The sequence below is a fragment of the Pseudomonas sp. P108 genome (genome assembly GCF_032613195.1).
Lineage (GTDB): Bacteria > Pseudomonadota > Gammaproteobacteria > Pseudomonadales > Pseudomonadaceae > Aquipseudomonas.
The window spans coordinates 4,343,207-4,361,357 of record NZ_CP126691.1 but is presented as its reverse complement, the minus strand read 5'-3'; the positions used below and the strand labels follow the sequence as shown (position 1 = coordinate 4,361,357).

At 60.7% G+C, this 18,151-nt stretch carries 15 protein-coding genes; 8 read left to right on the top strand and 7 right to left on the bottom strand.

All coding sequences use genetic code 11. The features are described 5' to 3' along the window. The first annotated feature begins 57 nt into the window (after positions 1-57). Both QOM10_RS19090 and QOM10_RS19085 read left to right on the top strand, forming a co-directional pair. Positions 58-957: a LysR family transcriptional regulator gene (locus QOM10_RS19090; protein ID WP_127929008.1), complete on the top strand. Its 900-nt coding sequence runs from the start codon at positions 58-60 to the stop codon at positions 955-957. Between the two features lie 92 nt (positions 958-1,049). Continuing rightward, positions 1,050-1,904 (top strand): DUF2242 domain-containing protein, encoded by an 855-nt coding sequence (locus QOM10_RS19085; protein WP_316916758.1) that lies wholly within the window; start codon positions 1,050-1,052, stop codon positions 1,902-1,904. 410 nt (positions 1,905-2,314) lie between these two features. Here the strand turns inward: QOM10_RS19085 and QOM10_RS19080 are convergent, their stop codons facing one another. Further along, positions 2,315-3,355 carry an AraC family transcriptional regulator gene (locus QOM10_RS19080; RefSeq protein ID WP_127929006.1) on the bottom strand — a complete coding sequence of 347 codons (1,041 nt, stop codon included), beginning with the start codon at positions 3,353-3,355 and terminating at the stop codon, positions 2,315-2,317. 3 nt (positions 3,356-3,358) lie between these two features. Further along, positions 3,359-4,489: a carbon-nitrogen hydrolase family protein gene (locus tag QOM10_RS19075; protein WP_150775900.1), complete on the bottom strand. Its 1,131-nt coding sequence runs from the start codon at positions 4,487-4,489 to the stop codon at positions 3,359-3,361. 209 nt (positions 4,490-4,698) lie between these two features. On the opposite strand from QOM10_RS19075, the gene QOM10_RS19070 reads away from it, so the two are divergent. Together QOM10_RS19070 and QOM10_RS19065 are read left to right on the top strand one after the other, a co-directional pair. Beyond that, the gene (locus tag QOM10_RS19070) at positions 4,699-6,738 is read left to right on the top strand and encodes an NADPH-dependent 2,4-dienoyl-CoA reductase (RefSeq protein ID WP_127929004.1); all 2,040 of its coding nucleotides are present in this window, start codon (positions 4,699-4,701) and stop codon (positions 6,736-6,738) included. A gap of 144 nt (positions 6,739-6,882) precedes the next feature. Next, positions 6,883-7,809, top strand: a complete 927-nt coding sequence (locus QOM10_RS19065; protein ID WP_316916757.1) for a 1-aminocyclopropane-1-carboxylate deaminase/D-cysteine desulfhydrase — start codon at positions 6,883-6,885, stop codon at positions 7,807-7,809. A 3-nt stretch (positions 7,810-7,812) separates the two neighbouring features. On the opposite strand, the gene QOM10_RS19060 is transcribed toward QOM10_RS19065, so the two are convergent. Then, a complete protein-coding gene (locus QOM10_RS19060; RefSeq protein WP_316916756.1) occupies positions 7,813-8,361 on the bottom strand; it encodes a cytochrome b in 549 nt (182 codons plus the stop codon). A 384-nt stretch (positions 8,362-8,745) separates the two neighbouring features. Here QOM10_RS19060 and QOM10_RS19055 point away from each other — a divergent pair, with 384 nt between their 5' ends. Next, positions 8,746-9,330, top strand: a complete 585-nt coding sequence (locus tag QOM10_RS19055; RefSeq protein ID WP_316916755.1) for a hypothetical protein — start codon at positions 8,746-8,748, stop codon at positions 9,328-9,330. An 87-nt stretch (positions 9,331-9,417) separates the two neighbouring features. Here QOM10_RS19055 and phnX read toward each other — a convergent pair whose 3' ends face one another. Beyond that, positions 9,418-10,245, bottom strand: coding sequence for a phosphonoacetaldehyde hydrolase (phnX, locus tag QOM10_RS19050; RefSeq protein ID WP_127929002.1), 828 nt, complete (start codon positions 10,243-10,245; stop codon positions 9,418-9,420). Between the two features lie 142 nt (positions 10,246-10,387). Continuing rightward, positions 10,388-11,497 carry a 2-aminoethylphosphonate--pyruvate transaminase gene (locus QOM10_RS19045; protein WP_316916754.1) on the bottom strand — a complete coding sequence of 370 codons (1,110 nt, stop codon included), beginning with the start codon at positions 11,495-11,497 and terminating at the stop codon, positions 10,388-10,390. Between the two features lie 112 nt (positions 11,498-11,609). On the opposite strand from QOM10_RS19045, the gene QOM10_RS19040 reads away from it, so the two are divergent. Beyond that, entirely contained in the window at positions 11,610-12,470 is an 861-nt protein-coding gene (locus QOM10_RS19040; RefSeq protein ID WP_160041021.1) for a LysR substrate-binding domain-containing protein, read from the top strand. Between the two features lie 96 nt (positions 12,471-12,566). Here the strand turns inward: QOM10_RS19040 and QOM10_RS19035 are convergent, their stop codons facing one another. After that, positions 12,567-13,439 carry a LysR family transcriptional regulator gene (locus QOM10_RS19035; RefSeq protein WP_150652273.1) on the bottom strand — a complete coding sequence of 291 codons (873 nt, stop codon included), beginning with the start codon at positions 13,437-13,439 and terminating at the stop codon, positions 12,567-12,569. Between the two features lie 281 nt (positions 13,440-13,720). Between QOM10_RS19035 and QOM10_RS19030 the strand changes: the two genes are divergently transcribed. After that, positions 13,721-15,046, top strand: coding sequence for an MFS transporter (locus QOM10_RS19030; protein WP_316916753.1), 1,326 nt, complete (start codon positions 13,721-13,723; stop codon positions 15,044-15,046). Positions 15,047-15,118: 72 nt separating this feature from the next. Continuing rightward, complete coding sequence (locus QOM10_RS19025) at positions 15,119-16,510, top strand: FAD-dependent oxidoreductase (RefSeq protein WP_127928997.1); 1,392 nt, start codon at positions 15,119-15,121, stop codon at positions 16,508-16,510. 38 nt (positions 16,511-16,548) lie between these two features. Here the strand turns inward: QOM10_RS19025 and QOM10_RS19020 are convergent, their stop codons facing one another. Continuing rightward, the gene (locus QOM10_RS19020; protein WP_150751128.1) at positions 16,549-17,946 is read right to left on the bottom strand and encodes a type VI secretion system Vgr family protein; all 1,398 of its coding nucleotides are present in this window, start codon (positions 17,944-17,946) and stop codon (positions 16,549-16,551) included. Positions 17,947-18,151: the final 205 nt, after the last annotated feature.

Below are 18,151 nucleotides of genomic sequence, written 5' to 3'. Positions count from 1 at the left end.
AAAACGGGTTAAGGTTCCGAACATATCGGACACGGATGTCAGCAATGGGAGGGTGGTATGGATAGCCTGGGCAGTATTTCGGTGTTTGTTCAGGTCGCCGAGACGCGCAGTTTCACTGAGGCCGGCCGGCTGCAAGGGGTGTCATCGTCGGCGGTGGGCAAAAGCATTGCGCGGCTGGAAGCGCGACTGGGCGTGCGTTTGTTTCAGCGCACCACGCGCAGTGTCACGCTGACCAGTGAAGGGGCGCTTTTTCTCGAACGCTGTCGCAAGATCCTCGCGGAAGTCGAGGCGGCGGAGTTCGAACTGTGCGATGCCGCTGCCAAACCCCACGGCAAATTGCGCATCAGCCTGCCGCAGGTGCATGGTTTGGTGATGCCGGTCATGACTGAGTTTCTGGCCTTGTACCCGCAGATCGAGCTGGATCTGGATTTGACCGATCGCATGGTCGATGTGGTTGAAGAAGGTTTCGACGCCGTGATCCGCACCGGCAAGCCGCGGGATTCACGACTGATGGCGCGACCGTTGGGCGAGTTTCACATGGTGCTGGTGGCCAGCCCGGCGTATCTGGCGCAACGCGGTGTGCCGCAGACGCCCGCCGATCTGGCGGCTCACGCGTGCCTTCGGCATACGTTTCATGCCACCGGCAAACTGGAAACCTGGCCATTGATCCGCGAGGAGGGCGCCGTTGAGCCGACGTTGCCGACCCGCTTGGTCAGCACGTCGATCGAAGCGGTGAGTCATGCGGCGCTGGCCGGCATGGGCATTGCCTGTCTGCCTGATTTCATGACGCGTGAGGCCGAGGCGCAAGGCCGCTTGCATCGGGTGCTCGACGCGCATCTGGAGCACACCGGGCAGTTCTGGGTGCTATGGCCATCGAGTCGCCACGCCACGGCGAAGTTGCGCGTGTTTATCGATCATCTGGCGTTGCGACTTTTTCCCGCAACCGAGGGTCGATAGAGTTGTAACTGCTTTAAGACACTAATCCATGCGCAGCGCGGCAGCGATCTGTTGCACAATACGCCCCGGACTGTTTTCTCTCAGGATGTTCAATGTTGATTTCCACTCCCATGCGTGTAGTCGGGTTGGCGCTGTTGTTGACCGCTGTAGCCGGCTGTTCGAAAGACAAGCCGATGTATGAGCATGAGAACTTCGATGACTCCGGTACGTTTTCGCGCAATTACCCGGTGACCGACTCGGTCAGTTGCGAAGCGGCCCGTCGTGCGTTGCTCAGCCAAGGCTACATCATTACCAGCAGCGACCCGAAACTGGTCAGCGGCCACAAGAGTTTTCAGCAAACCGGCGACACCCACATGGAGATCAGCTTCAACGTGGTCTGCGCCGATGACGGCAGCGCCGGGCACCATGCGACGATGTTCGCCAACGCCTTGCAGGATCGTTACGCACTGAAGAAGACCAACAACTCGGCCAGTCTCGGCGTGGGTGTGCTGGGCTCGGTGTCGATGCCGATCGGCTCGTCCGACGATTCGATGGTCAAGGTTGCCAGCGAGACGGTGACGTCGCAGAAGTTCTATGAGCGCTTCTTCACGTTGGTGGAATTGTTCCTGCCGGCGGATGCGAAGAAAGCGGCGCATATCGAAGAGAAGCCGAAGGCTGATCTGGGTGTCCCTGAGGTGAAGGCTGCTCCGGCAGCGCTGGCGCCAACACCGACGCCAGCACCTGCGCCCGCCGCAACGCCTGCACCTGCTGCCGAGCCGGCTCCGGCGCCTGCTGAGGTCGCTCCAGTGACGTCGGAACCGGTCGCACCACCCGCAGAGGCGGCGCCGATCACTCCGGCACCAAGCGCTGAGCCGGCACCGGCCACCGAAACCATCACGCCACCGGCCAACCCGGACATCCCGCCGCCATCCGAGCCGATTCCGGCGATGCCTGCGTCCGGCCAATAACCAGCCTGAACCTAAATCCCCGTGGGAGCGAGCCTGCTCGCGAAGACGGACTTTCAGTCACCTGTGTGCTGAAGGGTCCGACGCCTTCGCGAGCAGGCTCGCTCCCACAGTGGTTTTTGGGTCGCCTTAAATTTCGTTACATTCCCCGGACAAAAGTCCCGCGATAAATTCCTGACCGTCTGCTACGTTTTATTCATGAAGGCCGGGTTTCACTTTTCCTTCACACGAGCACGTTAAGCTCGAGGCACTGGGCATTTGCCCAGGCCCATTCAAGAGAGCAGCAGGGGGATTACACGATGGATGAATATCAAGAAGAGCTGCTCGAATACCAGGCCTTTGAACTGGATCCTCTGGAACCCGCTGAAGACGCCACCGAGCTTTGACTTGCAGCTTGAAGCTTGTAGCTGCTTTTAAGCCGTTTTGCGATGGCTGCGGCGGAATTCGCCGGGCGTCTGGCCGCTCCAGCGTTTGAAGGCTCGCTGGAACGCTTCGGCTGAAGCAAAACCCAGCAAGTAGGCGATTTCGCCGAAGGCCAGTTCAGTGTCGCGGATATACGTCATCGCCAGATCCCGGCGCGTGTCGTTGAGGATCGCGCGAAACTGTGTGCCTTCCTCGGCCAGTTTGCGCCGCAACGTCCAGGTCGGCAGCTTCAGACGTGCCGCCACTTCTTCCAGGTCGGGTTCCCGGCCACCATTGAGCAACGGCCCGAGCAATTGCGTGATGCGTTCGCGCAGGCTGCGGGTTCGGGTCAATTGCTCCAGTTCCCGCTCACACAACTGCAGCAGATGCCGCCAGGTACTCGGGCAATGCTCGGGGTTTCGCAGTGCGAGGCTGTTGAGGTTCAGGCGCAGTTGATTGCGCTCGGCACCGAACTGGATCGGGCAATCCCCCAGTACGCTGTAAGCCTCGCGATAATCCGGCGCTTCGAATTCGATGTCGATGCGTTCAGCGCGCAGCGGTTCGCGGCTGACACTGGAGAGCTGGTGCAGCCATCCGGCGATGATCGAATCCACGACAAAACGGTTATAGGCGTTGTACGGGCTGATCGAATAGAAACGCAGCCACGCGCCATTGGCATCTTCGTGAAAACTGGACTGACCACGGTAGTTGGAACCGTACAGCGCCTCGAAGCGGATCAGACAGCGCGCGGCTTCACGCACGGTTGGCGCTTGTGCAGCGGTGACGCCGGCCAGCCCGGCCTGGCTCAGGCGACTGAGCTGACCCATGCGCAAGCCCAGCGCCGGGTCACCGGTTAACTGAATCGCCGCGTGGCCCAGGCGCATGTAACGCGGAATCGACAAGCGCGCCCCGGCCTCGGCCAGTCGCGCGGCGTCGAGGCCATATTGTTCCAGCAGCGGCTGCGGGTCGGCGGCATGACTGCGCACCGCGTCGGCAAGGCTGTGCACGAAGCCCACCGACAGATCCCCGAGGCGCATCGGCAGGAGCTTCATGGCTTACAACCAGATGTTCAACAAACGCGCGCCACGGGCCTCGCCATCGGCGAACTGCTGGCCGTTGCTGCTGAGGAAACTCTGACCGGCACTGGCTTTGTCCCAGAACTGCCCGCGCAGGAACACGCTGATGCCGGCAATCGCCCGACTGCTCGGCGGTTGTGCGGTCAGCGTCAGACGATGCCAGGCCTGTCCTTCGGTGACTTCACCGGGCTTGAGACTGACCGATCCCGGTGTACTTGAACCTTTGTAGCCGCGCCAGGGTTGATTCCACGCACCCTGGCCGAATACTTGCGCCGGCACCGCGACCAATTGCGCGCCTTGCTCGTCGAGTGTGCGGTAGTTGTCGGGATACCAACTGTCGCTGCCAATCAGCACGCCGAGGCGTCCGGCCGGGGTGTCGACCACGTTGATCTGGTGTTTGCCTGCGCCTTCGATCACTTCACGCTGATCGAACACCGGGTGCATCTGCCGCTGTGGCTGGCCAAGCGGCACGCCGTCGCGGCCGAACACCACGCTGCTGTTGAACAAGGCGCCGCTGCCGGGTTTCAGCCGGCCGTCACGGATGCTCGGTTCCGGCAGCACGATCGAACCGGCCACCAGTGTCACGTGAAACTCCTTGGCCAGGCCGCCGAACAGGGCTTGGTAATCCTTGGCCATCGCTTTGGATTTCATGCGCAGGTACGCGTCGTTGAGGCGGTCGCTGCCGTTGGCGCTGAGCCAGGCGCGGGCGAACAACAACGGATTGCTCGCCGCCAGCCAGTTCATCGCCTCGGCGAGGGACGGCGCCTGATACAGCTCGTCTTTCTCGCCGCTGAGCAGCAACCAGGTGCCGACGTTCTCTGGCAACACCACCACGGTTTTATCGTTCAGCAGGCCTTGGTCTTGGGCTTGCTGCAAATACGCCGCGAGTTTGCGGTGCAAGCGTTCGGGGCTTTGATAGTCAGTGGGAAACAGTTCGGGCTGGATGCCCAGCAGATTGCCACGGTCGCCGGGCGTGCCCTGATCAACCGCCACTTTTATGCGCAGGTCCGACAGGTAATGCCCCGCCGGCCGGTCCGCCGCCCACATGGCGTAGGTAGTAAGGACAGCCACCAGGGCCATGGAAAACGTCAGGTACAAAAGTTTGCGCATGAAAACCAACAACAACCGGGTACAGGGTGTGGCGACTAGGGTAGGGCCCATGGCTCCGGTTGCCAAGGGGCGCTGCGCATTTGGATCAATAAGTTGTCAGTTACGGTCATTGAGTGACAGCGATGCGACTCTTAGTCTGTGGCACATGACTGACGGGGGCCGCAGAGCGCCCGCAACTTTTTCCGTGATCGCTCGTTGTGGAGTTACCGATGACCGCCGCTCATTACCCGCACCTGTTGGCCCCGCTGGACCTGGGATTCACCACGCTGCGCAACCGCACCCTGATGGGCTCGATGCACACCGGCCTGGAAGAGAAACCGGGTGGTTTCGAGCGCATGGCGGCGTACTTCGCTGAACGTGCGCGCGGCGGTGTCGGCCTGATGGTCACCGGCGGCATTGGCCCGAACGACGAGGGCGGGGTTTACTCCGGCGCGGCCAAACTGACCACCGAGGAAGAAGCGCTCAAGCACCGCATCGTCACCCGCGCGGTGCATGAGGCGGGCGGCAAGATTTGCATGCAGATTCTCCACGCTGGCCGTTATGCCTACAGCCCGAAGCAGGTCGCACCGAGTGCGATTCAGGCGCCGATCAACCCGTTCAAACCGAAAGAGCTGGACGAGGAAGGCATCGAGAAGCAGATCAGCGATTTCGTCACCTGTTCGGTGCTGGCGCAAACCGCCGAATATGACGGCGTCGAAATCATGGGTTCGGAAGGTTATTTCATTAACCAGTTCCTCGCCGCGCACACCAACCACCGCACCGACCGTTGGGGTGGCAGTTACGAAAACCGCATGCGCCTGCCGGTGGAAATCGTTCGCCGAGTACGCGAAGCCGTTGGCCCGAACTTCATCATCATTTTCCGTCTGTCGATGCTCGATCTGGTCGAGGGCGGCAGCACCTGGGACGAGATCGTCACCCTGGCCAAGGCCATCGAGCAGGCCGGCGCGACCATCATCAACACCGGTATCGGCTGGCACGAAGCGCGGATTCCGACCATCGCCACCAAAGTGCCGCGCGCGGCGTTCAGCAAGGTCACGGCCAAGTTGCGTGGCTCGGTGAAGATCCCGTTGATCACCACCAACCGCATCAACACCCCGGAAATCGCCGAGCAGATTCTCGCCGAAGGCGATGCCGACATGGTTTCGATGGCGCGGCCGTTCCTCGCCGATCCGGATTTCGTCAACAAGGCTGCTGAAGGTCGCGCAGACGAGATCAACACTTGCATCGGTTGCAACCAGGCGTGCCTCGACCACACCTTTGGCGGCAAGCTCACGAGTTGCCTGGTCAACCCGCGTGCCTGCCACGAAACCGAACTCAACTACTTGCCGGTGCAACAGATCAAGAAGATTGCCGTGGTGGGCGCTGGCCCTGCGGGTCTGTCTGCCGCAACCGTGGCGGCCGAGCGTGGTCATCAGGTGACCTTGTTCGATTCGGCCAGCGAAATCGGCGGCCAGTTCAACATCGCCAAACGCGTGCCGGGCAAGGAAGAGTTCTTCGAAACCTTGCGTTACTTCAAACGCAAGTTGCAGACCACGCATGTTGAGGTATGCCTGAACACCCGCGTCGATGTGGCGAAACTGGTTGAAGGCGGTTACGACGAAATCATCCTCGCCACCGGCATTGCGCCGCGTCTGCCGGCGATTCCGGGTGTCGACAATGCCAAGGTGCTGAGCTATCTGGACGTGATCCTCGAGCGCAAACCGGTTGGCAAACGCGTGGCGGTGATCGGCGCCGGCGGCATCGGTTTCGACGTCTCGGAGTTCCTTGTTCACGAAGGCGTAGCGACCAGTCAGGATCGTGCCGCGTTCTGGAAAGAGTGGGGCATCGATACGCAACTGGAGGCTCGTGGTGGCGTGGCCGGGATCAAAGCCGCACCGCATGCGCCGGCCCGCGAAGTGTTCCTGTTGCAGCGCAAGAAAACCAAGGTCGGCGATGGCTTGGGCAAAACCACCGGCTGGATTCACCGTACCGGTCTGAAGAACAAGCAGGTGCAGATGCTCAACAGCGTCGAATACCTGAGCATTGATGACCAAGGCCTGCACATTCGTATTGGCGAAACCGGCGAGCCGCAAGTGCTGGCGGTGGACAACATTGTGATTTGCGCGGGGCAGGATCCGTTGCGCGAACTGCACGATGGCTTGGTTGAAGCGGGGCAGAACGTGCACCTGATCGGTGGTGCCGATGTTGCGGCGGAGCTGGATGCCAAGCGTGCGATCAACCAGGGTTCGCGCCTGGCCGCGGAGCTCTGATTTAGCAGGTCTAGCGTGCCAATGGCCATCGCGAGCAGGCTCACTCCTACAGGGAACGCATTTCAAATGTAGGAGTGAGCCTGCTCGCGATGGCGGCTTGTGAGCGACTAGAATGCCGGCTCTGTCCAGATCGAATCGCCGCCTATGCTTTTGCCTCCCTCCGATTGGCTACCCCAAGCCCCCCTCGAACACTTTCATCTGGACTGGCTGAACGCTGCCGGCATTGAAGTCGCCATCCTGCGCCTCGACCAGATCGACCCGCTGATCAGCGGCAACAAATGGTTCAAACTCGTCGAGCACCTCAAAGCCGCGGATCGTGCGGGTGCCGAAGGCATCATCAGTCTCGGTGGTGCTCACTCCAATCATCTGCACGCGTTGGCGGCGGCGGGGAAACGGCTGGGCTTCCAAACCGTGGGGCTGCTGCGCGGGCATGCGCAGGAAACGCCGACCGTGCAGGATCTGCAAGCCTTCGGCATGCAACTGCATTGGTTGGGTTACGGCGGCTATCGCGCGCGCAATGAACCGGGATTCTGGGCGCCTTGGCACGCGCAGTATCCGCAGTTGTATGCCGTGCCCGAGGGCGGTGGCGGCTTAACGGGGGCGCTTGGTTGTGCGGCCATCAAACAGCAGGCGCAGGCGCAATTGCACACACTGGGCTGGAGTGATTATCACGCTTGGTGGCTGGCCTGCGGCACCGGCACAACATTGGCGGGATTGGTGCTCGCCGAAGCAGGGGCGCACCCGGTCTATGGTGCGCTGGCTGTGCCGGACGATCACGGCGTGGCGCCGCAAGTCGAGTCGATCCTGCAAGCCGCAGGGCAGGGCAACGGGAGCTATGAACTGATCGACGCCAGCTGTGGCGGTTTCGCCAGGGTTGATCCGGCGTTGCTTGAGTTCATCGAACAAACCGAGCAGGCCAGCGGCGTTCCTCTGGAGCCGCTGTACACCGGCAAGGCATTGCTGGCGCTCAAGCAGCAAGTCGAGGCGGGCAGATTCGCAGCTGGCACGCGGCTGATCTTCATTCATACCGGTGGTTTGCAGGGGCGGCGCGGTTTTATCGGCAACCCCTGAAATTCAACCGCGCTTGGGCATCATCCGCAGCAGGGTGTTATCGCGCACCACATAATGGTGATAGATCCCCGCCAGGGCATGTAGCCCGATCAGCCAGTAGCCAATCGTGGCAATGAGCACATGCCAGTACTCGACCTGTTTGGCGAAATCCTTGTTCTCCGCGACCAGCAGCGGCAGATCAAAACCATAGAACATCACCTGATGCCCTTCGGCGCTGGTAATCAGCCAGCCGAGAATCGGCATGCTGATCATGAACAGGTACAACGCCCAGTGCATCAGCCGCGCCAGCACGGTTTGCCATTGCGCCGACGCGGGAAAGATTTTCGGCGCCGGGCCAATGCTACGTGCGAGCAGGCGAAACCACACCAGCACGAACACGGTCAGGCCAAGCATGTAGTGCACTTCGCGGATCAGCGTGCGCCCGCCGCTGCCTTTGGGGAACAGGCCGCGTAACTCCATGCTGGCGTACACCAGCACCAACAACACCAGCATCAGCCAGTGCAACAGGACCGATACGGTGCTGTAACGCGATTCTGAGCTTGTCCACGGCATAAGAAATTCCTCGGGATCAGAGTGCAATCAGGCCGTCGTCACGGCACTTATTTCACTGTAAACCTGCCAGGATGTTTTTGCCCGGAGCTCGTGATGTTTTTTACAAGAAAGAAAAGTATTCAATGCCCGGTTTTGATTTGCTTGTTACTTGAAGTTAAGTTTTGTATGTGGTTTTGGCAGGTGTGACGTTGTGTTGTTTATATCTTGTGTTTACTTTTGGTTTGAGTGGTTTGTTTTAAGTGGTTATTGTCAGGTCGGATCTTTATTGGGTTGTTAAAGATTAAAAATATATTTTTAAAGTTGAGTATTAATATGAAAAAACCGATTTCGAAACCTCGCCCTTCTACTACAGTGCCAAAGCCAGTAGTTCCAACCAGGCCGGTTGTGCCGACCAAACCGGTAGCACCGACTAAACCGGTGCCACCGACCAAGCCAGTTGCGCCGACCAAACCGGTAGCGCCGACCAAACCGGTAGCGCCGACCAAACCGGTAGCGCCGACCAAACCGGTGGTACCGACCAAGCCAGTTGCGCCGACCAAGCCAGTGGCACCGACCAAACCGGTGGCACCGACCAAGCCAGTGCGTCCGACCAGTCCTGCCACGCCGACCGAGGCCAAGCGCCCGCCAATGCCATGGCCGACCATTAACGTCAACGTCGATCCGGTGGCATTGATAGCGCTAATCCAGACACTCGGTGCGACAGTCAATGTCGATAGTTCGACCACACTGCCTGACGGTAGTGTGATTGACGCCGATAGAACTTCAATCAAGCGTCCCGATGGCATCATTCAATATGAAGATGGCCGGGTAGAGTATCCGGACGGGCGAATCATTTGGCCGGATAATACCGTTGAATATCCGGATGGACGTATTGTTTGGGAAGATGGAACTGAACAGTTGCCGGATGGAAGTATTAAACATCCCGATGGCCTGGCGTACGATGCAGAGGGCAATCTTGTTTCGGAGTAATTAATTGCCGAGCGTTGTCCTGGGTTTATACAGCGCAAAAAAAACACCGCTGATTGTCATGCATCAGCGGTGTTTTCGTTTTCTGCCTCAAGCGTTTTGCGGCATCTCGCCGTTGGCCAGGCGCTTGTTGATGTCAGCAATCACTTCTGGCAAATCGGTGATGGTGTCGATCATGTAGTGCGGGCGCGAGCCTTCGAACAGCGCGTGAATACGCTTGCGTTCGCTGGCCAGCTCATCGCTGCCCAAAGCACGGAAACCGGCGTAATCCAGACCCAGCGCATTGCCCGAGCAAATCAGCGCAACCGTCCACATCCCGGCGCGGCGGCCTTCAAGGATGCCCGGCACGGTGTCGTCGATCTTCACGCACGCCGCGACATCGTCGATGCCCAGCGCGATCACGTTGGCCAGCGCCTGAGCCGGCCACGGGCGGCCGTTCGGTACTTCGTCAGTGGCAACCACGTGGTCAGCGACGTAGCCGTTGCTGGCGGCCAGTTCGACGACCTTGTCCATCACTTGCTTCGGGTAGCCGGAGCAGGAGCCGATCTTGATGCCTTGCTGGCGCAGGTTGGCGATGGTTTCCAGCGCGCCGGGAATCAGCGCCGAATGCTCGGCGATCTTTTCGATCTGCAGCGGCATGAAGCGGTTGTAGATCGCGGTGACGTCGTCATCGGTCGGCGTGCGGCCGAACGCCTTGCGATAACGCTCGGCCACTTGCGGCTGATCGCAGAGCGTGCGGATGTGATCCCACTTGCCCATGCCCATCGGGCCACGGGCTTCTTCGATGGAGACCTGCACGTCGAACTCGGCGAAGGCTTCGACGAAGATTTGCGTTGGCGCGAACGAGCCGAAATCGACCACGGTGCCGGCCCAGTCGAGGATCGCGGCTTGCAGCTTGTTTGGGTTTTCGTAGTTCATGGCAATCAAATTCCTGTAATGGCAATGCAATTCAAAAATGTGGGAGCGAGCCTGCTCGCGAAGGCGTGGTGTCAGTCGACATCTATGTTGTATGTGCGACCGCTTTCGCGAGCAGGCTCGCTCCCACAGGGATCGTGGTGATTCAGATTTCGAGGACTTCCATCTCGCGCAGCACTTCGCCGACCGCCGCGACGGCCTGGCGCATTTCGTCCGGGCTGACATGGCCGATGCAACCGACGCGGAAGGTTTCGACCTGGGTCAGTTTGCCCGGATAGAGGATGTAACCCTTGGCCTTGACCCGCTCGTAGAAATCCTTGAACTGATAACGCGGATCTTGCGGCGCATGGAACGTGGCAATGATCGGCGCCTGAATCGCCGCCGGCAGGAAACTGCGCAAACCGAGTTTGCCCATCTCTTCCATCAACGCCTGACAGTTGGCCGCGTAACGCGCATGCCGCGCCGGCAAGCCACCTTCTTCGTTGTATTGCAGCAGCGCTTCGTGCAGCGCCGCGACCACGTGGGTCGGCGGGGTGAAGCGCCATTGGCCGGTTTTCATCATGTAGGCGTGCTGGTCGTACAGGTCCATCGCCAGCGAATGCGAATTGCCAGCGGCAGCGGCCAGCGCCTCTTTACGTGCGAAGACAAAACCCATCCCCGGTACGCCTTCCAGGCATTTACCGGACGCGGCGATCAGTGCGTCGAACGGCACTTGTTGCGCATCCACCGGCAGTGCGCCGAAGGAGCTCATGGCATCGATGATCAGGCGTTTACCGTGTTGCGCGACGACCTGGGCAATCTCCGGCAGCGGATTGAGGATCCCGGTGCTGGTTTCGCAATGGATCAGCGCGACGTGAGTGATGTCGCTGTCGGCGCGCAGCAGACGGTCGACGTCGGCGGCGGTGGTCGGTTCGTCTTCAGCGGTTTCGAAGGTGCTGAACGAGCGGCCGAGTACTTCGCAGATCTTCGCCAGACGCTTGCCGTAGGCGCCGTTGATCAGCACCAGCACTTTGCCGTCACGTGGCACCAAGGTGCCGATCGCCGCTTCAACGGCGAAGGTGCCGCTGCCCTGCAATGGCACGCAGTGGTGAGTGGCGGCGCCGTTGAGGATCGCCAGCAATTGTTCGCAAAGGCTGGCGGTCAGTTGATTGAAACGGTCATCCCATGACCCCCAGTCGACCATCATCGCCTGGCGGGTGCGGGCCGAAGTGGTCAACGGGCCGGGAGTGAGCAGGATGGGTTCGGCGATACTCATTCGTGTGTCCTCGGATTGCGCTGTGGGATGAAGCTACGGGGCATACGTTGCAATTCGCCGTTGCATCAATCAAATTGTTTGTTGTTATGCCAGCCATCAGCGAGAGTTATTCATGAACCTGTTCCAGCTTCGCGCGTTCGACGCCGTGGCCCGTGAAGGCAGTTTCACCCGGGCCGCCGCGCGCTTGTTTATCAGTCAGCCGGCGGTCACCGGGCACATCAAGGCGCTGGAAGAGCACTATCAGATCACCCTGCTGCGGCGCACCGCGCGACGGGTGGAACTGACCGAGGAAGGCACCAAACTCGCGGCGATCACCCGCGCGATGTTTGGCCTCGCGGAAGAGGCGCAGACGATGCTCGAGGCCAACCGGCAGCTGTTGACCGGACGGCTGGAAGTGGCGGCGGACGGGCCGCACATGGTCATGCCGATGCTCGCCAGCCTGCGCGCGCGGTATCCGGGGATCACGGTGAATCTGCGCTTGGGCAATGCCCAGGAAACCCTCGCGGCGTTGTTGTCGGAACACGCCGATGTGGCGGTGTTGACCGAAGTCGAACCGCGCAAAGGCCTGCATTTGCAAGCGTTGAGCGAATCGCGGATTTGCGCGCTGGTGCCGGCGGGGCACCCATGGGCGATGCGGGTCGGTGAAGTGAAGCTCAAGGAACTGGATCAGGTGATCATGGTGCTGCGCGAGCCGAGTTCGATCACCCGGCGTACGTTTGATCAGGCGTGCGCGCAGGCGTCGATCCATCCACGGGTGTTGCTGGAGCTCGATAGCCGTGAGGCGGTGACCGAAGCCGTCGCGGCTGAGTTGGGCGTTGGCGTGGTGTCATCGGTTGAGGTTAGTCATGACCCGCGGGTGGTGGCGATTCCGATTGTCGGGGCTGGGCTGGTGAATCGGCACATGATCGGCTGCATGGAACGGCGACGGGAATTGCGCCTGATTCAGGCGTTCTTTGGCCTCGCGCCAACCTGATAAACCGTGGTGCTCCCTTCGCGAGCAGGCTCGCTCCCACAGGGATATGCATTCCAAATGTGGGAGCGAGCCTGATCGCGAAGGGGCCATCATGGTTCACACGAGACTGTCGCGAACCATATCGAGGAAGGTCGACACCACCCGTCGATTGCTCTGCTCACGCAAACACACCAGCGTTTCCGTCAGCCGTCGCGTGCAGTCGATAATCGGCAACGCACACACCCGCGAATCCGCGCCAAACTCTGCTGCCGAAACCACGCCGACACCAATCCCGACCACCACCGCCTCGCGCGCCGCTTCCCGTCCTTCGACCTGAATCGCCGGGCGAATGCGAAACCCGGCCCGGGCCATTTCCTCTTCCAGCGTCTGCCGCGTCACCGAACCGTGTTCACGCAGCACCAGCGGCGTGTCATCCAGATCTTGCAGGCAGATCGATTCACGCTCGGCCCACGGGTGATTGCGCGAAACGAACGCCACCATCGGATCATTGCGCAGCGGCACGCACAGCAAGCGCTCATCGCTGACATCGCGCCCGAGCAACGCCAGATCGGCCTGATAGTTGAACAGGCGAAACAGCGATTCGTCGGTATTGCCGGTCTCGATCTTCACGCTGATCCCCGGATAACGCTCACAGAACCGCGCGATCTGCGGCAGCACGTGCACCGGCGCATCCACCGCCAGAATCAGGCTGCCGGTCTGCAAGGCCTGAGATTCCTGCAGCAACTCCTGCGCTTCGGCTTCAATTACGAACAGGCGCTGGGTGATCGCCAGCAGGCGCTCGCCCAGATCAGTCAGGCGCACGGAACGTTTATTGCGGTGGAACAGCAAAACGCCGAAACGCTCTTCGAGTTTGCGCACTTGGTCGGATATCGCCGGTTGCGTGAGAAAAAGGCGCTCGGCGGCTTTGGTGAAGCTTCCATGCACGGCCACGGCGTGGAAGGCTTTGAGTTGGGCGTGGGACACCGACATGAAGTCACCTGATCGTTAAGTCAGTAACAAGCTGAGCTTATGTGTGAAATACGATAAATCGATTTTATTTATTAAACAGTAATTGCTTTGATCGGCTCACGCCATCGCTGACTGCCCGCTCGGGCAGCACGGTGGCCATGAGCCTGTGCGTGCAACAGCAGGACTCATCTGACCGATATCGCCGTAGGGACGGGGTGATATCGCAGTGCTCAACAATAAAAACACAGGCGTTTTTCTTAACGATTCTGCCGGCACACTCACACCCTGAGGTCAGAACCACCATGAACAAGCACATCGGCACCATTGCGCGTTGGCGCGTGCAGATTTTCGCGATTACCTGGCTGGCGTACGCCGCTTTCTATTTCACCCGCAAAGCGTTTTCGGTGGCCAAACTGGGCATCGCCGAAGACCCGACCTTCATGCTCGACAAGATGGCCATGGCCAACCTCGATGCCATTTATCTGGCGGCTTATGCCCTCGGCCAGTTCACCTGGGGCATGCTCGCCGACCGCTTTGGCCCGCGGGTCGTGGTGCTCGGTGGTTTGCTGATTTCCGCCGCAGCGGCGCTGGTGATGGGCAGTTACGCCACGTTGCCGATCTTCGCTACCTGTATGTTGATTCAGGGCTTGGCGCAGTCCACCGGATGGTCGGGATTGTGCAAAAACCTCGGTAGTTTTTTCCCCTCCCAACAACGCGGGCGAGTGCTCGGGTTATGGAGTTCCTGCTACGCCTTTGGTGGTCTGGTGGCGTCGCCGTTCGCCGGCTGGTGGGCGTACACCTTGATGGGCACCTGGCACGCGGCGTTCATTTCCAGTGCGGTGGTGGTCGCCGTGGTGGCGGTGTTGTTCTTTATCTTTCAGCGCAACAAGCCGGAAGACGTCGGTTTGTCGGCAGTCGAGCCGGAACCGGAACTGACGGCGGAAGAAACTGAAGCCAATAGCAAGCTCAGTGTCTGGGAGCCGTTGAAGGAAATCCTGCGAAACCGCACGGTGCTGGTACTGGGCCTAGCGTATTTCATGTTGAAACCGGCGCGTTACGCGATTCTGTTGTGGGGCCCGGTGATTGTCTTTGAACAGATGCCCAGTGTCGGCAAGGTCGGCGCGGCGATCATTCCCACTTCGTTCGAACTGGCCGGGTTGCTCGGGCCGATCCTGATCGGGCTGGCCTCGGACAAACTGTTCGGCGCCCGCCGTATGCCGGCCTGTGTGTTGAGCCTGCTGGCGCTGACCGTGACGTTGGCGCTGTTCATGGCTGCGTTGCAGACCGGCAGTGTGTTGCTGGTGGTCGCATTGTTGTTTGTCATGGGCCTGACCCTGTACGGCCCGGATTCGATGATCAGCGGCGCTGCTGCGATCGACTTCGGCAAGGCCAAGGCTGGGGCCACCGCTGCCGGTTTCGTCAACGGCTGTGGATCGGTGGGTGCGGTACTCGGTGGTTTGCTGCCGGGTTACTTCGACTCGGTGACAGTGTTCATCGTCTTCGCCGGTTGTGCGCTGTTCTCGGCGCTGGTGCTGATTCCGCACTGGAACAGCCGCCCGGTCGGCGTGATGGAACCGCGTGCCTCAATCCCCAATTGCCCGCTGACGATCAAACCCCTGCGTTCCTGAAACCCTGTGCCTCGCGGCTTGCTGCGACGCTCGCGGCAAGCTGTGCCGTGGCCAACTGACTGGAGAAACCCCATGAGACCGTTTTGGCTGGAGCAGGCCTTGCAGGCCGATACGTCTGAACCCTGCCCGCCGTTGCAGGGCGAGGTCCGCACCGATGTGTGCATTGTCGGCGGCGGCTATACCGGGTTGTGGACGGCAATCATGCTCAAGCAGCAGAACCCCGAACTCGATGTGTTGTTGATCGAAGCGGACATCTGCGGCGCCGGCGCCAGTGGGCGTAATGGCGGTTGTGCGCTGTCATGGTCGGCGAAATATTTCACCCTTGAGCGCTTGTTTGGTGTTGAGGAGGCGGTGCGTCTGGTCAAGGAATCGGAACGCAGCATTCACGCGATCGGCGAGTTCTGTGAGCAGTATGGCGTCGATGCCGATTACCGGCTCGATGGCACGCTGTACACCGCGACCAATCGCGCGCAGGTCGGCTCGACCGACGCCGTCATCGCCGCACTGGAACGCAATGGCATCAACTCGTTCACCCAGCGTCCGCTCGCCGATGTGCAGCGCATGGCCGGTTCAGGCAAGCATCTGGAGGGCTGGTTTTCGCCGGCAGCGGCCAGTGTGCAACCCGGCAAACTGGTGCGCGGCTTGCGTCGGGTGGCGCTGCAATTGGGCGTGAAGATTCACGAAAGCACCGCGATGACCGGGCTGGAGGAGGGCCGTCCTGCGCGCCTGCAGACGCCGAACGGCAGCATCGTTGCCGATCGAGTAGTGCTGGCGATGAATGCGTGGATGGCCCGTGCCTTCCCGCAGTTCGAACGCAGCGTGGCAATCGTTTCCAGCGACATGCTGATCACCGAGCCGCGCCCGGATCTGTTGCAGGAAATCGGCCTGACCAGCGGCGTGACGGTGCTCGATTCGCGGATTTTCGTGCACTACTACCACAACACCCCGGACGGTCGGATCATGCTCGGCAAGGGCGGCAATACCTTCGCGTTTGGTGGGCGCATGCTGCCGGTGTTCGATCAGCCGTCGCCGTACGCCGGCCTGCTCAAAAGCAGCCTGGCGGACTTCTTCCCGGCCTTTGCCGATGTGAAAGTCGATGCCACCTGGAATGGCCCGTCGGATCGCTCAGTCACCGGATTACCGTTCTTCGGCCAGATGAGCAGCGCGGGCAATGTGTTTTACGGTTTCGGTTATTCGGGCAGCGGCGTCGGCCCGTGCCACATGGGCGGGCAGATTCTTGCCGCCCTGGTGCAAGGTCTCGACAACCCGTGGACGCGCTCGCCGCTGGTCAACGGGCCGCTGGGGTATTTCCCGCCGGAGCCGATCCGCTACCTCGGCTCGTTGATGGTGCGCAACGCCATCCGCCGCAAGGAGCGCGCCGAGGATCATGGGCGGCGACCTCGGCACCTGGATGTGCGTCTGGCGAAATTCGCCGCGGCGGCGGGCAAGGCTGACAAAGCCTGAAGCACTGCTGACTGATGCAGGAGCTGCCGCTGGCTGGATCAGCGGGCGTCGCTATTGAACAGCCAGTCCAGCAATAAGCTGTTGTCGCGCGCGGGCGGTGGCTCGCGAGGCGTAGGGTTGCGTGAGTTGCCCAGGCACAGAATCGGTCGGTCTGGATCGCTGTCGAGGAAACTCACCCACACTTCGCTGCCGGTGCAGGGCAATTCGTCCTGTGCGATTCGGCGATGGGTCCGGGTCATGGCAATGGGCAGCCAGATCGCGTGGTGATCAAGCGTGTGCTCGGTATCCGACGGCCACAGGCGCACGGCGACTCGGCCCTGGTCATCGAGTTGCGCCGGTTGCCCGGCAGGCCCGAGCACCCGGGCCAGGTGATAGCCGGCGACGCTGGGCCGGGGTTGTCTGAGCGCCGGGCGAAAGTCGGATGACCAGGGCTGGGCGCTGAAGTCGTTGTGGTAACGATGGACGTTTGGGCCAGGGTCAAGAATCGACGGATGCTGCCCGTGATGGCGCAGGGCGGTGAGCCGCCATTGTTCATTGAAGTGGCTGACCGGATGCGCCGACACTTGTAGCAGGTGCCCACTGAGCAAACCGACCCGGTCACTGCGGCCGTTGATCGTCCGATGCTGACCGCGTTGCCTCTCCAGATGTCGACGGCTGCGTTGTTCGTGGTGACGTTGTTCGAGGGAGGGTATTGGCGGCAGGGCGGTCGCCGTGCCGTGGTTGGCGGCATCGTCACGGCTTGTCTGCTGCCCTCGATTGCGCACGGTATGCAGCGTGGCGATGGGCGCGGCGTGATGGTGCTGAAACAGCGCACTGACGCAGGGTGACGGTGTTTGCTCGCACACTTTGAACGGCAGCAGCGCCGGCATTTGCGGCAGGCTCAGGCTGTCATCGGCAAACACGACAACGTGACCGTCGACCCGGTGTTCGAAGTGATAGTGAATGCCTTCTTCTTCACAAAGCCTGTCCAGCAGCGCCAGATCGCTTTCTTCGTACTGGATGCAAAACGGCCGGGCCGGGTATTGACCGACGGTCATTTCAATCCGGTAACCATTAATGGGCAGGGCATTTTCCGTGAGCAATTGCTGGAGAATCTGCGGTACGCTCAGTTGCACAAACACCCGCCGCTTGCCCGGTTGGGCGAGCCTTTGCAGACGTGGCACCAAGGTCAGTCGATAGCCGATCCGGTGCGTGCCGCGATGTTCGCAACTGGCGCTGTCGATCATGCCGTGAACCCCATGATGATCGTCCAGACGCAAAAAGGCCGGTTGGTGCAGGAATGTACCCGGCGCCATGGCGGGCGCGAGGCCGATCAGTTCGATGTCGAAACGGTAAGGCTGGTTGAGCGCTTCTTCGCCTTGAAAACGCAGCACCGGCAGGCTCAGGCCGCTATCGGTCAGGGTCAGGGTAAAAGGACTTTCCTTGTCATTGAGCATTCGAACAGGCTCTGTCAGGCAATACGGGCCTGAGAGGGTACGAAACCACAGGGCTGAATGGTCATGTCAAAGCCGTTTTTCAGAATCCCCCTACAAGCTCTAGTGAATATGTCGATTCTGCATTGCATTTTTTTGGTCGATTGCCGACTTTAGGCCGTATAAACTTGGCGCCACGCGTCGGCCAATAGATGTCTCGGCGCCACAG